This window comes from Yinghuangia sp. YIM S10712, assembly GCF_051388935.1.
In the GTDB taxonomy this organism is placed as follows: Bacteria; Actinomycetota; Actinomycetes; order Streptomycetales; family Streptomycetaceae; genus Yinghuangia.
On record NZ_JBPKBI010000005.1, the window covers coordinates 209,097 to 225,109 of the forward strand.

The window sequence follows — 16,013 nt, forward strand, 5'->3', positions numbered from 1 at the left end:
CGGGCCGTACCGACGGCCCGCTCCCGCCCTTGCCGATCCCCCGACCCCACCGAACGTCACCGCGCCGGACGCGGTCCGACCGCCAGGCGGTCGCTGCTCAGTTCCGGGCGGCGCTGCCCTGGACCCACGCCTCCCAGGTCAGGTTCCACGCGCCGTAGCCGTTGTCCGGCGCGACCACCTCGTCCTTGGCGTTGACGACGTCCACGATGTCGCCCGGCATCGCCGCGTTGTCGTAGAACCACTTGGCGTTCTCGGGGGTCATGCTGACGCAGCCGTGGCTGGTGTTCTGCTTGCCGAAAACCTCGGCCGGATTCGCCCAGAAGTTGCCGTGCACGAAGGTGCCGGAGGTCGTCGTACGGACCGCCCACGGGACGTTCGGTATGTCGTACTCGCCCGCCATGCCGACCGTTTCGGAGTTCATCCGCGTGCTCTCGTACTTCTCCATCACGACCATCTTGCCGCCCCACGTCGCGTACTTCGGCAGCTCTCCGGTGGTGACGGGTATTTCCTTGACCATCACGTCGTTCTTGTAGACCTTCATGGTCTTGGTGTCGACGTCGACGACGCTGACCGTCTTGCTGTCGCTCACCTTGAACGAAAAGCTCTTGAACTGCTCGAACTTGGCACCGTTGCCGGCGTCTATGCCGCGCAGGTTGAGGTCGACCTTCACCTGCGTGTTGACCGGCCAGTACTCCTTCGGCCGGTAGTCGACGCGCTGCGAGCCGAACCAGTGCCACGAGCCCTCGACCGAGGGGCCGGCGGTGACGGTGAGTGCCTTCTCGACGGTGGCCTTGTCCGTTACCGGCGCGTTGAACTTGATCGATATCGGCTGGCCGACGCCGACCGTCATGCCGTTGTCCGGGAAGAACGACGCGGTGATCTTCTTGTCGTTGCTCACCGTGGTGAACGACGCGGTCGCGGTGGTCTTCGCACCCGCCTTGTTGACCGCGACGGCGGTCACGGTGTACTTCGAACCGAACGTGAAGGGGACGTTCGGCTTCCAGGTCTTGCCGTCCGCCTGGAGGCTGCCGTCGACGTTTTCGTCACGGGAGTTGGTCAGGGCGACGCTTTCGAGTTTGTCGCCGTCACCGACCTCCACGACGACCGGTGTGACGACGTCGACACCCACCGCCGCGTCGGACGGGCTGATGGTGACCTGCGCCGGGTTCACCGACGCGGACGGCGAAACCCCGCCGGACGAACCGGCCGTCGCGCCCGCGGACGTGCCTCCGGAGCCGGTGTTCCCGCCGGTGTCGGACTTCTTGCCGTCACCGGAGCTGCACGCTGTGACCAGGACGAGGGCGCCGAGAAGCAGCGCCACGATATGACGCCAACGTGGTCGACCTGGGCGCGGCTGCGGTGCTCGGGTCATGGAGAAGTTCCCTTCACGTGCGGTGCTTCGGGGCGGCCCGGCCCGACGAATGGGCACGGCACCGGCCATACACCCTTTAGACGTACCGAACACATCTTCGGTTGCCGGAAATCGGCGCCGTAACCGAATCGGGACGAGCGCGCCGGAACTCGGCTCAGCGCCGTGAGTCCGCCGCCAACAGCGCGCTGACCAGGGCGGGATCGGGCGTGTCCGCGAGGCCGGGCAACTCGCCGCGCACGACGACGACGTGGTACGCGCCGCTCCCCTGCGGCGGCTCGACGCCGTACGGCAGCACGGTCACGATGCGCCGAAGACCGGTGTCCTCGGCGGCTTCCAGCAGCCATTCCCACGTGTCCAGGGGGCCGCCGGTTCCGTCGGTCCCCGCATCCAAGTGCACGACGGTGTAAGCGTTTTCGAGGACAGCCCCGAGCCGCAGCGGGTCGGAGAGGTCATTCACCGCCACCCGCACCCCGGCGCCCCGCAACGGCGCGGCGGCGGCACGGTCACGCACGACGGCCCGCAGGTCCGGAACATCCCGCTCGGCCAACGCGAGCACGAGCGCACGGCCGAGCGGCAGATGCGCACCGGTGACGACGACGGGCATGTGGCCACGGTAGCGGCCTGACGGAGCGCAGGATTCTGATAAACCGTGGAAAACCTTTGCATTGAGGACTATTCGTGCGCATCGTGGTGTGCGGATACCGACCGACGGAACAGGTGGCCTTTGCCTTGCGCCCCGAAAGGGAACACCCTGCGTAGCAACAACGGCGGGAGGGCGGAGCCAATGGCGCATCAGGGGGAGTCTGTGACACGTCGGCCCGACCCGTCCCCGTCGGAGCCCGGGGCTCCCGCGAACGCCGGGGCCGCGCACACCGGATCGGCACGGTCCGAGGCCGCGCAGACCGGGACCGCACGCACCGGATCGGCACGGTCCGAGGCCGCGCGCACCGGATCGGCACGGTCCGGGGCCGCACCGACCGGATTCGCGCAGACCGGATTCGCGCCAACCGGATCCGCAATGGCCGGTTTCGCCCGGGAGGCGGGGAACAGCAGGGTGGATCGACCGTGGCCGGGCCGCCGACTGCCGCTCGGTGCGCGGTTCGAGGGCACCGGCACGAACTTCGCACTGTGGGCCGGCGGAGCGGAGGCCGTCGACCTGTGTCTGTTCGAGGAAGGCCCGGACGGACGCCTGCGCGAGACGCGTCTTCCACTCACGGATCAGACGTTCCATGTGTGGCACGGTTTCGTCCCAGGCGTGGGCCCCGGGCAGCGGTACGGCTTCCGCGTGCACGGGCCATGGGAGCCGTGGCGAGGCGCACGCTGGAATCCGGCGAAGCTGCTGCTGGATCCGTATGCGCGCGCGATCGACGGTGCATATGTGCTCAACGACGCGGTCTACGGGCACGTCCCGGGAGACGACGACACGGCCGACCCTCGGGATTCATCCCCTTTTGTCCCCAAATCGGTGGTCGTACACGAGGAGTTCGACTGGTCCGACGACCGGCGTCCGAAGATCCCCTGGGCCGAGAGCGTCATCTACGAGCTTCACGTCAAGGGATTCACCGCCCGCCACCCCGGCATCCCCGAACACCTGCGCGGCACTTACGCGGGTCTGGCCCACCCCGCTGCGATCGACCACCTCGTACGCCTCGGCGTCACCGCCGTCGAACTGCTGCCCGTGCACCACTTCGTCTCCGAGGAACACCTGCTGCGCCGCGGGTCCACCAACTACTGGGGATACAACTCGATCGGCTACTTCGCCCCACACGCCGGCTATTCGGCATCGGGCGGACGCGGCGGCCAGGTCCACGAGTTCCGGCACATGGTGCGGGCGCTGCACGATGCCGGGATCGAGGTGATCCTCGACGTCGTCTACAACCACACCGGCGAGGGCGGGCCGGGCGGGCCGACGCTGTGCTTCCGCGGCATCGACAACGCGGCCTACTACCGGCTGCGCGACGGCGGTCGGGAGTACACCGACTACACCGGGTGCGGCAACACACTCAACGTCGTGCAGCCGCACGTCCTCCAGTTGATCACCGACTCGCTGCGCTATTGGGTGACCGAGATGGGCGTGGACGGATTCCGCTTCGATCTCGCCGCAGCCCTGGCCCGATCGATGCACGATGTCGACAAGCTCTCGTCGTTTTTGACCGTCATCGGACAAGATCCCGTTCTTTCCCGCGTCAAGCTGATCGCCGAGCCGTGGGACGTCGGCGAAGGCGGCTACCAGGTCGGGGAGTTCCCGCCGCTGTGGACCGAGTGGAACGACCGGTACCGCGACACCGTTCGCGACTTCTGGCGCGGCGCCCGCACGGACGTACGAGACCTCGCCTACCGCCTGTCCGGTTCATCCGATCTGTACCAGCAGGACGCTCGGCACCCCTACGCCTCGATCAACTTCGTGACCGCGCACGACGGGTTCACACTCCGTGACCTGGTGTCGTACGACGGCAAGCACAACGAGGCCAACGGCGAGGACAACCGCGACGGAACGAACGACAACCGCTCGTGGAACTGCGGCCACGAAGGCGAGACCGCCGACCGCGAGATCAACCTGCTGCGTCGAAGGCAGTTGCGCAACATGATCACGACTCTGCTGCTGTCGACCGGCGTGCCCATGCTGGTCGCCGGCGACGAGATGGGCCGCACGCAATCCGGCAACAACAACGCCTACTGCCAGGACAACGAACTCAGTTGGCTCGACTGGTCGGCATTGAACGACCCGCAGTGGCGTCCCCTGCTCGACCTGACCTCGCGCCTGATCCGTCTGCGCCGCAATCACCCGGTCCTGTGCCGCCGCGCGTTCTTCTCCGGCCGACCCTCCTTCCCCGACGGCCTGCGGGACCTGGCGTGGTTCACCCCGACCGGACGCGAAATGACCGAGCGCGACTGGTTCTCACCGACCGCGACTCTCGGTATGTACCTGTCCGGTCTCGACATCCGCCAGCGCGGCCCACGCGGCGAACGCATCGTCGACGACAGCTTCCTGGTCATCCTGCACGCGTCGACACAACCGATCCGCTTCATGCTTCCGGACGAGCCCTGGGCCCACTCGTACGAAATCGTCCTCGACACCGCCCTGGACACGAACCCCTTCGCCCGCTTCAACGAACAGGTCACCGCCGGCACCCCCCTGACCGTCCCCGCCCGTTCGGCCCTCCTCCTCCGCGTCGAACACGCGGTGTGGGCGCCCACCTGACCCCGCGCTGCCCCAGGCTCTCCGGCTGCCGCCTTCCCGGCACGGGTGATCACCTGTTCTTGTGACTGTCCACCGTTGTATACGTGCGTGTTGGGGCCGTGGGAGAGACTCGGCCTTCGGGATGTCACCCTGGTATGACACGCGTCCCCGTACGAATGGAGTCCGACGCCGATGACTGCGCCCACGCCGATCCTGACCACCGCCCCGAACTTCCGGGACGCCGGTGGCCACGCGACCGCCGACGGGCGCAAAGTGCGTTCCGGTCTCGTATTCCGCTCGGACGGGCTTGCGGCCCTCGACCCGACGGACAGCTCCACGTTCACCGGGCTGGGCATCGGGCTGGTGTTCGACCTTCGGTCGGAGCACGAGCGCGACCGGGAGCCCGACCTGCTTCCGGCCGGGGTCGAGCTCCTGGTCGCCGACGTGATGGGGCACTCCAACAACGACCTCTTCGGCGACATCTTCGCCGACCCGAAGCGGGCCGGAGAGCTGATGGGCGGCGACGCCGGCATCGAGCTGATGCGCGAGGTCTACCGCCGGTTCGTCACCACCGATCAGGCACACGCCGCGTACCGCAAGGTGTTCACGCGTCTCGCCGAGACGGAGTTCCCGACCGTCTTCCACTGCTCCCAGGGGAAGGACCGCACCGGCTGGACCTCGGCCGTGCTGCTCACCCTGCTCGGTGTGCCGCGCGAGACCGTTCTCGAGGACTACCTCGCCAGCGCCCGACACCTGCACGCCAAGAACGAGCGCTTCCTCGAAGCCAACGCCCAGCGCGGGTTCGACCCCGAGCACCTGCGCCCGGTGTTCGCGGTGCGCCCGGAATACCTCGACACGGCGTTCACCGCGGCCGAGAAGAAGTACGGCTCGGTGGAGGCGTACGTCCGCGAAGGCGTAGGCGTCTCGCCCACCCACATCGAGGCTCTTCGCACGCGCCTGCTGGAGTCCTGACCGTCCCGTGCGGGCGCTGTCCGGGACCGCCCGGCACCCCGCACGCGCCTACCGGAGTCCCGACCATCCTCAGCGGAGGCGTCTGACCCGCACGGCACCCCGTCAGGCGGCAGGCAACACCGCCAGCCCCAAGTGCCGTCTCGGCCGGGCGCGCGCCTCGCGGATCGCCCGGCCGAGTCGGCGGACGACCTCGGGGCCCGCGTCCCTGATCTGCCGGGGCAGCACCGACACGACGGTCAGCCCCGCGGCGCGCATCGCGCGGGCGCGCTGATCGGTCCTGCACCGGTCCGCGCCGAAGCCGTGGTGGCTGACGGAGTCGACCTCCACTGCCACGGCCTCGTCCTCCCACAGGCCGTCCGGGGAGCACAGGAAGGTGCCGTCGAGGAGGTGGATCCTCGGGTTCCACAGCGGCTCGGGCAGCTCCGAGGCGCGGACCAGCAGGCGCAGATCGGCCTCCGGGACCGACCTGACGTCGGCGGACGCCTCGTCGACGAGCGCCCGCACCCGCCGCCTCATACGCCGTGGTCCGGCCTCGCACTCGGCACGCAACTCGGCGACTTCGCACAGCCGTTGCTGAACAACCGCGAGCGCGGTGGCTCTCGCCTGCCGCCGGTCGTGGGGGCGTCTGCCGGCCACCAGGCGTCGGCAGGCGTCGACAGTCGCCCGCGCGTGCGATGCCCTCGGCGGCGCCCGCAGCGGCAGGGGCTCGGGCAGTCGCGAGGTCCGCTCATGGAAAACGGCGGGCAACGGCTTCGCGGCGCAGTCGCGCGGCACCAGCACATGGATGTCGGCGCCGTGCCGGATGCCGGTGGCCTCCGCGAGTTCGAGGGCCGTCAGGCCGGTCGCCACGGCGCCCTTTCCCACGTGCAGGAGGGCCGCCACGATGGATTGGCGGCGGGTGGGCCGCGACGGTGCGAGCACGACGACGTTCGGCGCGACGCGCAGCCATGCCCCTCGGCGAACTCGCGCTCGTCGCTTCTCATCCGAGACGCCGCCCCGTCGTAATTGGCGGACTGTCGCCACGCCGCTTTGGCGACGGACGACTTCGTCGAGCCAGGCGGGTCCGCGCTCGGGAACGGGCAGTCCCAGCGGAAGGGGGTCAGGTTCAGGTCGTGGGTTTCCATGCGCTCCACGGTAGGCACGGCCACCGGGGTCCGAGCACCAAAAAGCCTGCGGCCAGGGCGAATTCGCCTGAAGGCGCGTAGACCTCGGGAGATCACACACGCGTTCGAGCCACAAGGCCGGCCCGCGTGCGCGTGCCGACGAGCGGCACCGGCTTGCTGTCGTTCGGGTCGTCCAAGAACGCGCCGAGAGCCGCGCCCAACAGAATTCGGACGTTCCGGCTCTCGTAGTACGGGCGGGTCAGCGAGCGCAAGTGGTAGGCGTCGAAATAAAGGATGCGGCGGTCCTCGCCCCACCCACAGGCGATCTCCGCCCCCAGGGAATCCTGTCGCCCCGAGGGTCGCCCTGATCGCCGGGCAACCGGGGCCGGGCCGGGGTCGGTTCCGCCCCCGCGGGCGATTCCCGGTCCGAAGCAGCGGTAAGGTCTGCGTGATCGCCCTCCCGGCGCGTTACCCGGCACCGCCGCCGCTGCCGGGAACCGTCCTGCGTCCACGGACATCCCACTCATGGGGACGTCGGCGTACGGCCGAGGGCCGGCGGCCACCTTCGCCGCCGAACGCGGGCGCGGCGCTCGCGGGTCTCGGGCGTGCAGATTGGCCCGGGGACGGCCTCGGGCCCCTGATCCGCGTCGTGTTCCTGCGGTACCGTCCGTCTTCAGGGCTGTGAGGGGGCCGACCGTGATCCAAGCGCTGCGTCCGGGCGATCCGGACGAAGTCGGCGGCTACCGGGTGATCGCCCGTCTCGGCACGGGCGGTATGGGCCAGGTGTTCCTCGGCCGCTCGGCCAGCGGACGCCTCGTCGCGATCAAGGTGGTACGCCCCGACCTGTCGGACGACCCGGATTTCCGCGCGCGCTTCCGACGCGAGGTCGACGCGTCGCGGCGCGTCAGCGCGTTCCACACCGCCGCCGTCGTCGCCGCCGACGCGCACGCCACACCCGCGTGGATGGTGACCGAGTACATCCCCGGCCCCTCCGTGGAGGAGGCGGTCCGTCACCACGGGCCCTTCCCCGTGGCCGCGTTGCGCGTTCTCGGCGCCGGTCTCGCGGAGGCGCTGGAGGCGATCCACGCCTGCGGGCTGATCCACCGCGACCTGAAGCCGTCCAACATCCTGCTGGCGGAGGACGGGCCGCGCGTCATCGACTTCGGCATCGTGCGCGTCACCGAAGGGGCCACCGTCACCGAGACCGGCTACATGGTCGGCTCGGTCGGTTTCCTGTCCCCCGAACAGCTCAATTCCGAGCGCGTCACCCCGGCCGCGGACGTCTTCGCGCTCGGCGCGGTGCTGTGCTCGGCGGCCGGGCTCGCACCGTTCGGCGGCGGCTCGGCGCAGGCCATGCTGTACCGGGTCGTGCACACGCAGCCGAACCTCCTGGGCCTGCCGGACGAGCTGCGCGACATCGTCGCCGCGTGTCTCTCGAAGCACCCGCAGGAGCGTCCGAAGCCGTCGGAGCTCGTGCACGCGCTGTCGACGCCGGGCCCGAGCATGCACTGGCTTCCGGAAGGCGTGGTGTCGTCGATCGCGGAACGCCGCGAACACGCCCACCAGGTCGCGCTGCTGGCGTTGACCGACGTGACGGCGGACGACGTGCGGCTCTCCCCGTTCGCTCCGGGTCCCGAGTCGGGGCGGTCCACGCCCGCCTCCCCCGATTCGGAGGCGTCCGAGCGCCCGGCGTGGATGGCCGGGATCACCGGCATAGCCGAGGCAACCGCGCTCACGGGCGCCACCGCAGCCCCGGAGGCGACCTCCTCGACCACCGGGGTCACAGGAGTGACAGGGGCCACAGGTATCGGTGACACCGACGCCACCGAGAACGACGCCGTCGCCGTTTCCAAGCCCGATTCGTCCCCGGGCCCGCTCGGCCGATCCGGCCACGCCGACATCCCGGTCGGGCCCCCCGCGCACAGCGGCTCCGGCCCTCCGGGCGGCTTCGCCGTGCCTCCGACCGGCCCCGGGTCCCCTTATGACAGCGGCCCGCGCCCGCCGTACCCGGGCAGCGGCCCCGGCCACGTCCCGCGTCCGGGCGGCCCTCCGGCGCCGAGCGCGTATCCGGGCCCGTACGCCTACTCCACCCCGCCGCCGGCGACACCCCCGGGCACGCCGCACGGCGCGTGGTCCCCGCCATACGGCCCCTCTCCGCTGCTGTCGCCCCAGCCGGCCACCCCTGCGCACGGCACCCGGCTCGACCGGCTGCCCGGCGGCCGACGCGTGTGGCTCTCGGCGATCATCGTCACCGTGCTCGCGGTGCTGGCCGGGATCGGCATCGCGGTTGCGCAGCTCGTCTCCGACGAGGGCCCGGCACGGCAGACGAGCGGCCCGTCGCCGACGAGTCCCGCGCCGCGCAAAGGCGGCACGCTGACGGTCTCGATCAACTCCGACTCGCAGTCGCTCGACCCGTTCTCCGCGTTCTACCCGGCCTACGGCGACGGCCAGAGAATGGCCGCGCTGTACGACCCGCTGGTCGTCTTCGTGCAGTCGACGGGCAAGGTCGAACCGCATCTGGCGAAGTCGCTCACATCGACGCCCGACGGCTACACGTGGTCGCTTGAGCTGCGTCCCGACGTGAAGTTCTCCGACGGCACGCCGTTCGACGCCGAGGCGGTCAAGTTCAACTGGCAGCGGCACGGCGACCCGTCGGTGAAGTCGGCGCACGCCAGTGCCGTACGCGGTCTGACGATGCGCGTGGTCAGCCCGACGCGCCTGGACATCACGTTGCCGTATCCGGACAAGACGTTCGACCACCTGATCGCCGACGAGCTCGCGTACATCGGCTCGCCGACGGCGATCCGCGCGAATCCGCAGGGCTTCGCCAAACAGCCGGTCGGTGCCGGGCCGTTCACCCTACAGAGCTGGACGCAGGGCGAAAAGCAGGTGTTCGTCCGCAATCCCAACTACTGGCAGGGCCCGGACCGCCCGTTGCTGGACTCACTGGTGTTCGAGGTGGAGACGCAGCAGCCGGTCGCGCCGGTCATCGACGGCAGCGCCGACATGAACTTCCAGAGCGCCCTGCCCGATCTCCAGCAGGCACGTTCCGCCGGTCTCGAACTGACGCCGACCGTCAACACGGGCGCGCTGCTGCTGGGCTTCAACTCCGACAAGTCGCCGTTCGACGACCCTCGGGCGCGCAAGGCGGTCGCGCTCGCGCTGGACCCCGAGGAACTGGCCGAGGACGCCGGGGCGACCGTCACCACCACCCGGACCGTCGTCCCCGCGACGTCGCCGCTGCGCGCGGGAGGGCCGCCACAGCAGCCTGCCCCGGACGCCGCGGAGGCGCAGAAGCTGTTCGACGAGCTGGCCGCCGAAGGGAACCGGTTGTCGTTCACGGTGTCGGCCCTCGAAAGCGAGCAGCGCGCCATGGAGGGCATCAAGGCGCAGTTGTCCGAGTTCCGGAACGTGACCATGGACTACCGGACGCTCACCTCCGAGCAGTTCGGCGAGCGGTTCGCCAAACGCAACTTCGAGGCCGTGTGGGGGTACGAGGTCGGCGCGGACCTCGACACCTGGCTGTTCGCCATCACCCGCAGCGGCTTCGACGCGAACTACCTGGGGTACCGCAATTCCACCCTCGACCGGGCCTGGGACGACGTGCGCTCCGCGTCGTCGGCGCAGGAGAAGACGGCCGCGTACCACAAGATCCTCCAGGCCCTCGCGGACGATCCGCCGTGGTGGCTCTACGCCGAGATCTCGGTGTTCGCCGTGCATCGCAAGGGCGCGGTGTCGGGCCTTGACGGAGCGTACGCCGACGGCATACTGCGCTGGGACCGGGTCGGGAAGAACTGACGCCACGTCACGCCGCCGCCGGGCGGAGAGGCGCCGGCGAACCGGTGACCCGGGCGCGGTGCCCGGCGCCCCGCGCCGGGCGATTCGAACAGCACCGCCCGGACACACGTACGTTCCGGCCTCCGGCTGGCTAGACTCGCGGTTCATTGCGCGATGGGGAGGGGTCACGCGGGTGGGGAAGCCTCGGGCCGAGAAGGACGACGACTGGGACAACTGGCGTCTGCGGCTGGCCGACTATGGCATCGGCATCCTGATCGCGCTGGTCCTGACGCCGGCCCTGGTTTTCGGTTTGCTGCTGGCCATCTCGGAGACCTTCCGCGACTACGTGCTCCCCTGACGCCCGCGCGACGCCCGCGACCGGAAGCGGACGTTCCCCGCAACCCCCCTGTCACCTGGGGCGATACGTCAGTAAAGTGACCGCCGGTATCGCTGCTGACGACATGAGTCGGGGGACTCGTCATGTCTGATCAACCACCGCCGGCACCGACGCCGACCCCGGCGCCCGGGCCGACCGGGGTCGCGCCGAGCGGCATAGCGCCGGGATCGGTGCCCGTGCCGGGGGCGACGCCCTCTCCCGCGCCGGGTGTGAACCCGTACCCGGTGTTGCCCGGCTTTTTGCCCGGGATCGACCCGGCTCGCGCGGGCGGGTACACCGTGAACTCCCATCTGCTGTTGCCCGCCGCGTCACGGGCGGACGCGAACGCCGACGCGCTGCTCGGACTCGGCACCGGCCTGGCGCTCGGGGCGCCCGCCGGGCTGCCGGGGTTCCAGACGGGTTGGCAGGCCGGGGCCTTGGCGGACGCGTGGTCCCACGAGCTCGGTGCGCTGTCCTCGGCGGTCCGCACGTGCGCGACCAAGATCCGGGAGACGACGCGGGCGTATTTGGAGGCCGAGGCCCGCAACGCGGCCGATCTGCGCTGATGGTGACGTTCGAGGAGCTGAAGGACGCCCGATTCGAGTCGCTTCGTTCGCACGCTGACGCGTGGTCCCGCGCGATGCGCCAACTCGACGACATCGCGAGGGACTTCGAGCTCGGTGTATGCGGCGCGACGGAGACCGCGGGCTGGCGCGGCGACGCGGCCGGGCTCGCCAACCCCGAGCTTGAGGCCGCCCTGCGCCGGATCCGCATCGCCGCGGTGGAAGTGCGCGGCATCGCCGCCGAACTCGACTTCGCCGCAGAGGCGTTGAGCGGCGCCCAGACACGGCTGTTCGGCGAACTGCACCACGCCTCGACGGAGGGCGTGAGCGTCCTCGGGGAAGGCGCGCTGTTCCGGGTCGCCGAGGCCCTGCCGCCCACGGCACCGCGGGAGGAGCACGAACTCACCGCCGTACGGGCCAAACTCGACGGCTACGCCCAGCGCCTCCAGGCCATACTCAACGACGCGACCGCCGCCGACAGCCGGCACGCGGCAGCACTCGCCGGGCTGTCGACCGGCGAGGTCGCCCGAGGAGACGACGCGGCGCTCAAGCACGCGCGGGAGGACCTGCGGCGTACGTTCACGACGATGACCCCGGCCCGGACCGCCCAGTGGTGGGCGGGGCTGACGGAGGCTCAGCGGCAGGCGTACCTCAACGACTACCCGCACGAGGTGGGGTCGATGGACGGCCTGCCCGCGAGCGTGCGGCACCAGGCCAACCAGATGGCGCTCAGCTCGCGTCTCGCGGAGCTCGCTCCCCTCGTCGACGGCGGAACGGCGACGACGGCCGAGCAACACGAGTGGGACAACCTCCGGCGCATCGGCCAGGTGATGGCCACGAACCTGGAGCGCCTTCCCGAGGAGCAGCTCATGCTGCTGGGGTTCGGTGCCCGGAACCGCGACGGCGAGGTGGTCGTGGCGGTCGGCAACCCGGACACCGCGACGAACACCGTCGTCATGGTCCCGGGCGCGAACACCACCGTGTCCGGCAAGTTGGGCGAACAAGTGGACCGGGCCACGCTGCTCCAACGCGCGGCGAACAACGTCACTCGCGGGGTTCCGGGGGACGCCGCCGCGGTCGTCTGGCTCGACTACGACGCGCCGGAGGTGTCCCCGACGGCGTTCGGCAGCGCCGTCGGGACCGAGCGCGCACAGGAAGGCGCCGGGCGACTCGGGCGATTCATCGAAGGAGCACGCGCGTCCGGTCCCGCCAACCAGCATCTGACCGTGAGCGCACACAGCTACGGCACGTCGGTCGTCGCCTACGCGGCCCGTGACAAGGACGGCCTGCCCGCCGACGAGGTGGTCTTCCTCGGCAGCCCAGGCGTTCAGGTGGACGACGCGCACGATTTGAAGGTCGACACCGGGCACGTCTGGGTGGGCTTGGCCGAGGACGACCTGGTCGCCCCGGCCGGCAGCTTCGTCCACGGCCCGCTGCCGAGCGAATCCTCTTTCGGCGCCCAGGTGTTCCCCACCAACGACGGCGGGCACTTCAGCTATTGGGACATGACATGGGTGAACGGCGAATGGGTTCCGGACACCAGCCTCGGGAACCAGGCGGACATCGTGATGGGCCAGGACCCATAGCGCGATCCGGTCGGCCAAGGCGCATCCTCGTCGCGGCGGTCTCGGCGGCGGCCCTGTTGTTCGGCTACGTGTTGGTGGTGACGACGTTGTTCCCGGCGGACACGCCCGTGGTGACGGGCGCGCAAACGCGTGAGGACGCCTACCAGGTCATGCGGCGGTTCCTTCTCGCATCCGGGGCGACCGAGCCGGACGACCACATCTCGATCCACCGCCTTCCGTGCGACGGCCCCTCCGGTCCACGCCAATACTCCGACGGCTACTACTACACCGTGGTTCTGGGCGGCTTCCGGGTCGTCGGCGACGACCAGCACGAGGCCTTTCGACGCATGCACGACCACGCGCGGGCCGAGGGCTTCAGGATCGGCACGTACACGAACCCCACGCCGGCGCCCCCGGGAGAGACGGCGAGAAGTTGGAAGATGACCGGCGGCGTCGAGGACAACCACGGGTTCGGCTTCTCGATCTTCACGGTGAGCCCGCCGACCCACGTCGCCATATGGGTCACCAGCACCTGCCGGGTCACCCCCGACCGCGACGACCGCGACAGCCTTTTCAATCTGAAGGGGCTCCCTCTCCACGTGCCGGCGAAACCTCCCCTGTGGGGGCCCGAACCGGCGACGCCGTCGGCCCCCGCGTCGCCGGCACCGACAAGGTCACCCTCGGCGCTTCCGGACTCCGTCGCATCGAGCACCGCGGGGTCCCCGACCCTCACGCGCATCCGCGACATCCTCGGCTGACACGACGCGCGCACCCCCGCTCTCGCGGCGCGCCGCGGAACTCCGCGCCGCGCACGGCGTGCGAAGAAAAACCACCGCGCGCCTCGGCCGGTACACGTCCTCACCGTCGTCGCCGCCGACCGCAACGCCGCCGGGATACGAGGGATTTGCGAGGGTCCCTCCCCGACCGCAAACAGCCCGGTGATCTCTACGATCGTGCTTCGCAAGCAGTCAGCGGCCGGCCCACCGGATCAACCGGACGTCCCGGACAAAGGAACGGACTCATGCCCCTCCGATCACGTCGCCTGCGCGCCGCGGTCCTCGCGACGCCGCTGGTTCTGCTCGGCGGCCTGCTGCCGGGCGCGCCGACGGCCGGCGCGGCTCCCTCGGCGCCCGTCGAGACCGGGCCTCCGCCGAAGATGGAGCTGGTGCTGGACCTTTCCGGGTCGATGAAGGCCGACGACGCCGGCGGCCAGACGCGCCTGGCCGCCGCGAAGCAGGCCGTGAACCGCATCATCGACACCGCTCCGGAGGAAGCCCAGCTCGGACTGCGCGTCTACGGCGCGCAGTACCCGGGCGAAGACCGCGCGCAAGGCTGCGCCGATACGCAACTCCTCGCCCCCGTCGGGCCCATGAACGCCGCGGCACGCGCGAACGCCAAGCAGCAGGTCGCCGGCATGCAGGCGGTGGGCTTCACCCCGATCGGCGTCGCGCTGCGGGCCGCCGCGCAGGACCTCGGCACGCAGGGCAAGCGCCGCATCGTTCTGGTCTCCGACGGAGAGGACACCTGCGCGCCGCCGCTGCCCTGCGATGTCGCCCGCGAGCTCAAGGCGGCCGGCATCGACCTGGCCATCGACGCGGTCGGCTTCAAGACCACCGGCGCCGCACGCGACCAGCTCAAGTGCATCGCCGACGTGACGGACGGGTCGTACGCCGACGCCGACACCGCGGAAACGCTCACCACCAACCTCGGCACGCTGTTCCGCAAGGCGTGGACGACCTACCAGGCCACCGGAACTCCGGTCAAGGGCTCGATCAACGGGTGTTCGGACGCCCCGCTCGTCACCCCCGGGCAGTACATCGACAGCTTCACCGGCGGACGCGACCTCTACTACAAGGTCAAGAAGCGCCCCGACCAGCAGTTGCAGGTCAGCGCGACGGCGATCCTCGAAGAGAACTACGTCCGAGACGCCAGCATCACCGTGATGGCCGGCACGATCGGCGACGGGGACCCGGATGACTGGCTGCGCCAGTTCGAGGCGTCCGGCGGCTGGCGGAACATCGTCAGCGCCGGAGCGCGCAGCAAGCCCGGCGAGGAGGGCAAGGCACCGGCCGCGGACGACATCGGCTGCATCATGGTCGAGAACAGGGTCAGCGACGCGGGTGACCTGCCCCTTCCCATCGAACTGCTGGTCGGTATAGCGGATAGCTCGACCGCGCGCGCGGGAGAAAAGCTGCCGCAGCCGCGCACCGGGCCGGACGCCGTCGGCGGGTTCTCCTTCAACAGCGCGACACCGATCGGCCCCGGCAACTACCGGCAGTCGATCGCCGTGGGCGAAGCGCCTTTCTGGCGAATCGATCTGAAAGCGGGTCAGCAGCTGACGGTCAAGGCCGGCGTGGAGATTCCGTTGGACTTCCCGTACGAGCAAACCGCCGGTTGGACCGTGCAGGTCTACAACGCGACCCGGAACCCGACCACGTGCAGCGAGGACGATTACCGGAACACCAAGCTGTTCTCGAAGCAGACCGGGCGCTTCGAGACGGTTTGCGGGCCGTGGCAGATCGCCAAACCCGAGGACGCCGACGGCTTCGACCTGCACGGGTACGCGGTGCCGGGCACGTACTACATCCAGGTCCAGGTCGCCGAACCGGCGGAGGAGGCGCTCGGCGTCGTCGTGCCGATCGACCTGTCGGTCGAGGTCGCCGGCGAGCCGCGCCCGGGCGCCGACCCGGTGTTCGTGTTCGGTGACAGTGCGGGCGGCGGCACCGTCTCCGGGAGCGGCGGCACCGGCGCGGCGTCCGGCGGCCAGGCGTCCGGCGGCACGGGCGGCTCCGGCGGGACGGGCAAGGGCGAGAACGGCGGCGCGAACGGCGTCGACCTGTCCGGCCAGACGGCCTCGAAGGAGAGCGGCGAGTCGACGGTGAGCGAACTCGCGCTGCCGGTCGGCATCGTCGTCGCGGTCGCGCTGCTCGCCGGCGTCGGCTACTACGGCCTGCGCCGCGACTGAACCGCCGCAACCGGCTTGCGCGGCAAGCGAACCGCGCCCAACTCGCGCGTGCAGCTGCTGTTGAGCCGCACGGTCCGCATCCGGGTGGCGCAAGCGCTTCGGCGCGGCCGTCACAACGAGGAGGGGGGGGGGGGCCGGA

Annotated in this window: 11 protein-coding genes; 8 read left to right on the forward strand and 3 right to left on the reverse strand. The window is 70.5% G+C overall.

The window, feature by feature from the left end; all coding sequences use genetic code 11:
- Nucleotides 1-97 precede the first annotated feature (97 nt).
- A complete protein-coding gene (locus ACRX5W_RS14455; protein WP_436788501.1) occupies nt 98-1,321 on the reverse strand; it encodes a L,D-transpeptidase in 1,224 nt (407 codons plus the stop codon).
- 205 nt (nt 1,322-1,526) lie between these two features.
- The gene (locus tag ACRX5W_RS14460; protein WP_436788502.1) at nt 1,527-1,976 is read right to left on the reverse strand and encodes an NAD(P)H-binding protein; all 450 of its coding nucleotides are present in this window, start codon (nt 1,974-1,976) and stop codon (nt 1,527-1,529) included.
- A gap of 414 nt (nt 1,977-2,390) precedes the next feature.
- Here ACRX5W_RS14460 and glgX point away from each other — a divergent pair, with 414 nt between their 5' ends.
- Complete coding sequence (glgX, locus tag ACRX5W_RS14465; protein WP_436788503.1) at nt 2,391-4,574, forward strand: glycogen debranching protein GlgX; 2,184 nt, start codon at nt 2,391-2,393, stop codon at nt 4,572-4,574.
- A gap of 171 nt (nt 4,575-4,745) precedes the next feature.
- Nucleotides 4,746-5,525 carry a tyrosine-protein phosphatase gene (locus ACRX5W_RS14470; protein WP_436788504.1) on the forward strand — a complete coding sequence of 260 codons (780 nt, stop codon included), beginning with the start codon at nt 4,746-4,748 and terminating at the stop codon, nt 5,523-5,525.
- Nucleotides 5,526-5,627: 102 nt separating this feature from the next.
- Here the strand turns inward: ACRX5W_RS14470 and ACRX5W_RS14475 are convergent, their stop codons facing one another.
- On the reverse strand, nt 5,628-6,374 hold the full coding sequence (locus ACRX5W_RS14475; RefSeq protein ID WP_436788505.1) for a hypothetical protein: 747 nt from the start codon (nt 6,372-6,374) through the stop codon (nt 5,628-5,630).
- 950 nt (nt 6,375-7,324) lie between these two features.
- Between ACRX5W_RS14475 and ACRX5W_RS14480 the strand changes: the two genes are divergently transcribed.
- The 6 genes from ACRX5W_RS14480 (at nt 7,325) to ACRX5W_RS14505 (ending at nt 15,874) form a co-directional block, all read left to right on the forward strand.
- On the forward strand, nt 7,325-10,426 hold the full coding sequence (locus tag ACRX5W_RS14480) for an ABC transporter substrate-binding protein (protein WP_436788506.1): 3,102 nt from the start codon (nt 7,325-7,327) through the stop codon (nt 10,424-10,426).
- 172 nt (nt 10,427-10,598) lie between these two features.
- Complete coding sequence (locus ACRX5W_RS14485) at nt 10,599-10,763, forward strand: hypothetical protein (RefSeq protein ID WP_436788507.1); 165 nt, start codon at nt 10,599-10,601, stop codon at nt 10,761-10,763.
- A 122-nt stretch (nt 10,764-10,885) separates the two neighbouring features.
- Nucleotides 10,886-11,347 (forward strand): hypothetical protein, encoded by a 462-nt coding sequence (locus ACRX5W_RS14490; RefSeq protein ID WP_436788508.1) that lies wholly within the window; start codon nt 10,886-10,888, stop codon nt 11,345-11,347.
- Nucleotides 11,347-12,930: an alpha/beta hydrolase gene (locus ACRX5W_RS14495; protein WP_436788509.1), complete on the forward strand. Its 1,584-nt coding sequence runs from the start codon at nt 11,347-11,349 to the stop codon at nt 12,928-12,930. Before ACRX5W_RS14490 ends, ACRX5W_RS14495 begins: the two co-directional genes overlap by 1 nt.
- Nucleotides 12,931-12,986: 56 nt before the next feature.
- Nucleotides 12,987-13,667 (forward strand): hypothetical protein, encoded by a 681-nt coding sequence (locus tag ACRX5W_RS14500; RefSeq protein WP_436788510.1) that lies wholly within the window; start codon nt 12,987-12,989, stop codon nt 13,665-13,667.
- A 263-nt stretch (nt 13,668-13,930) separates the two neighbouring features.
- Complete coding sequence (locus ACRX5W_RS14505; RefSeq protein WP_436788511.1) at nt 13,931-15,874, forward strand: VWA domain-containing protein; 1,944 nt, start codon at nt 13,931-13,933, stop codon at nt 15,872-15,874.
- The last annotated feature ends 139 nt before the right edge of the window (nt 15,875-16,013 follow it).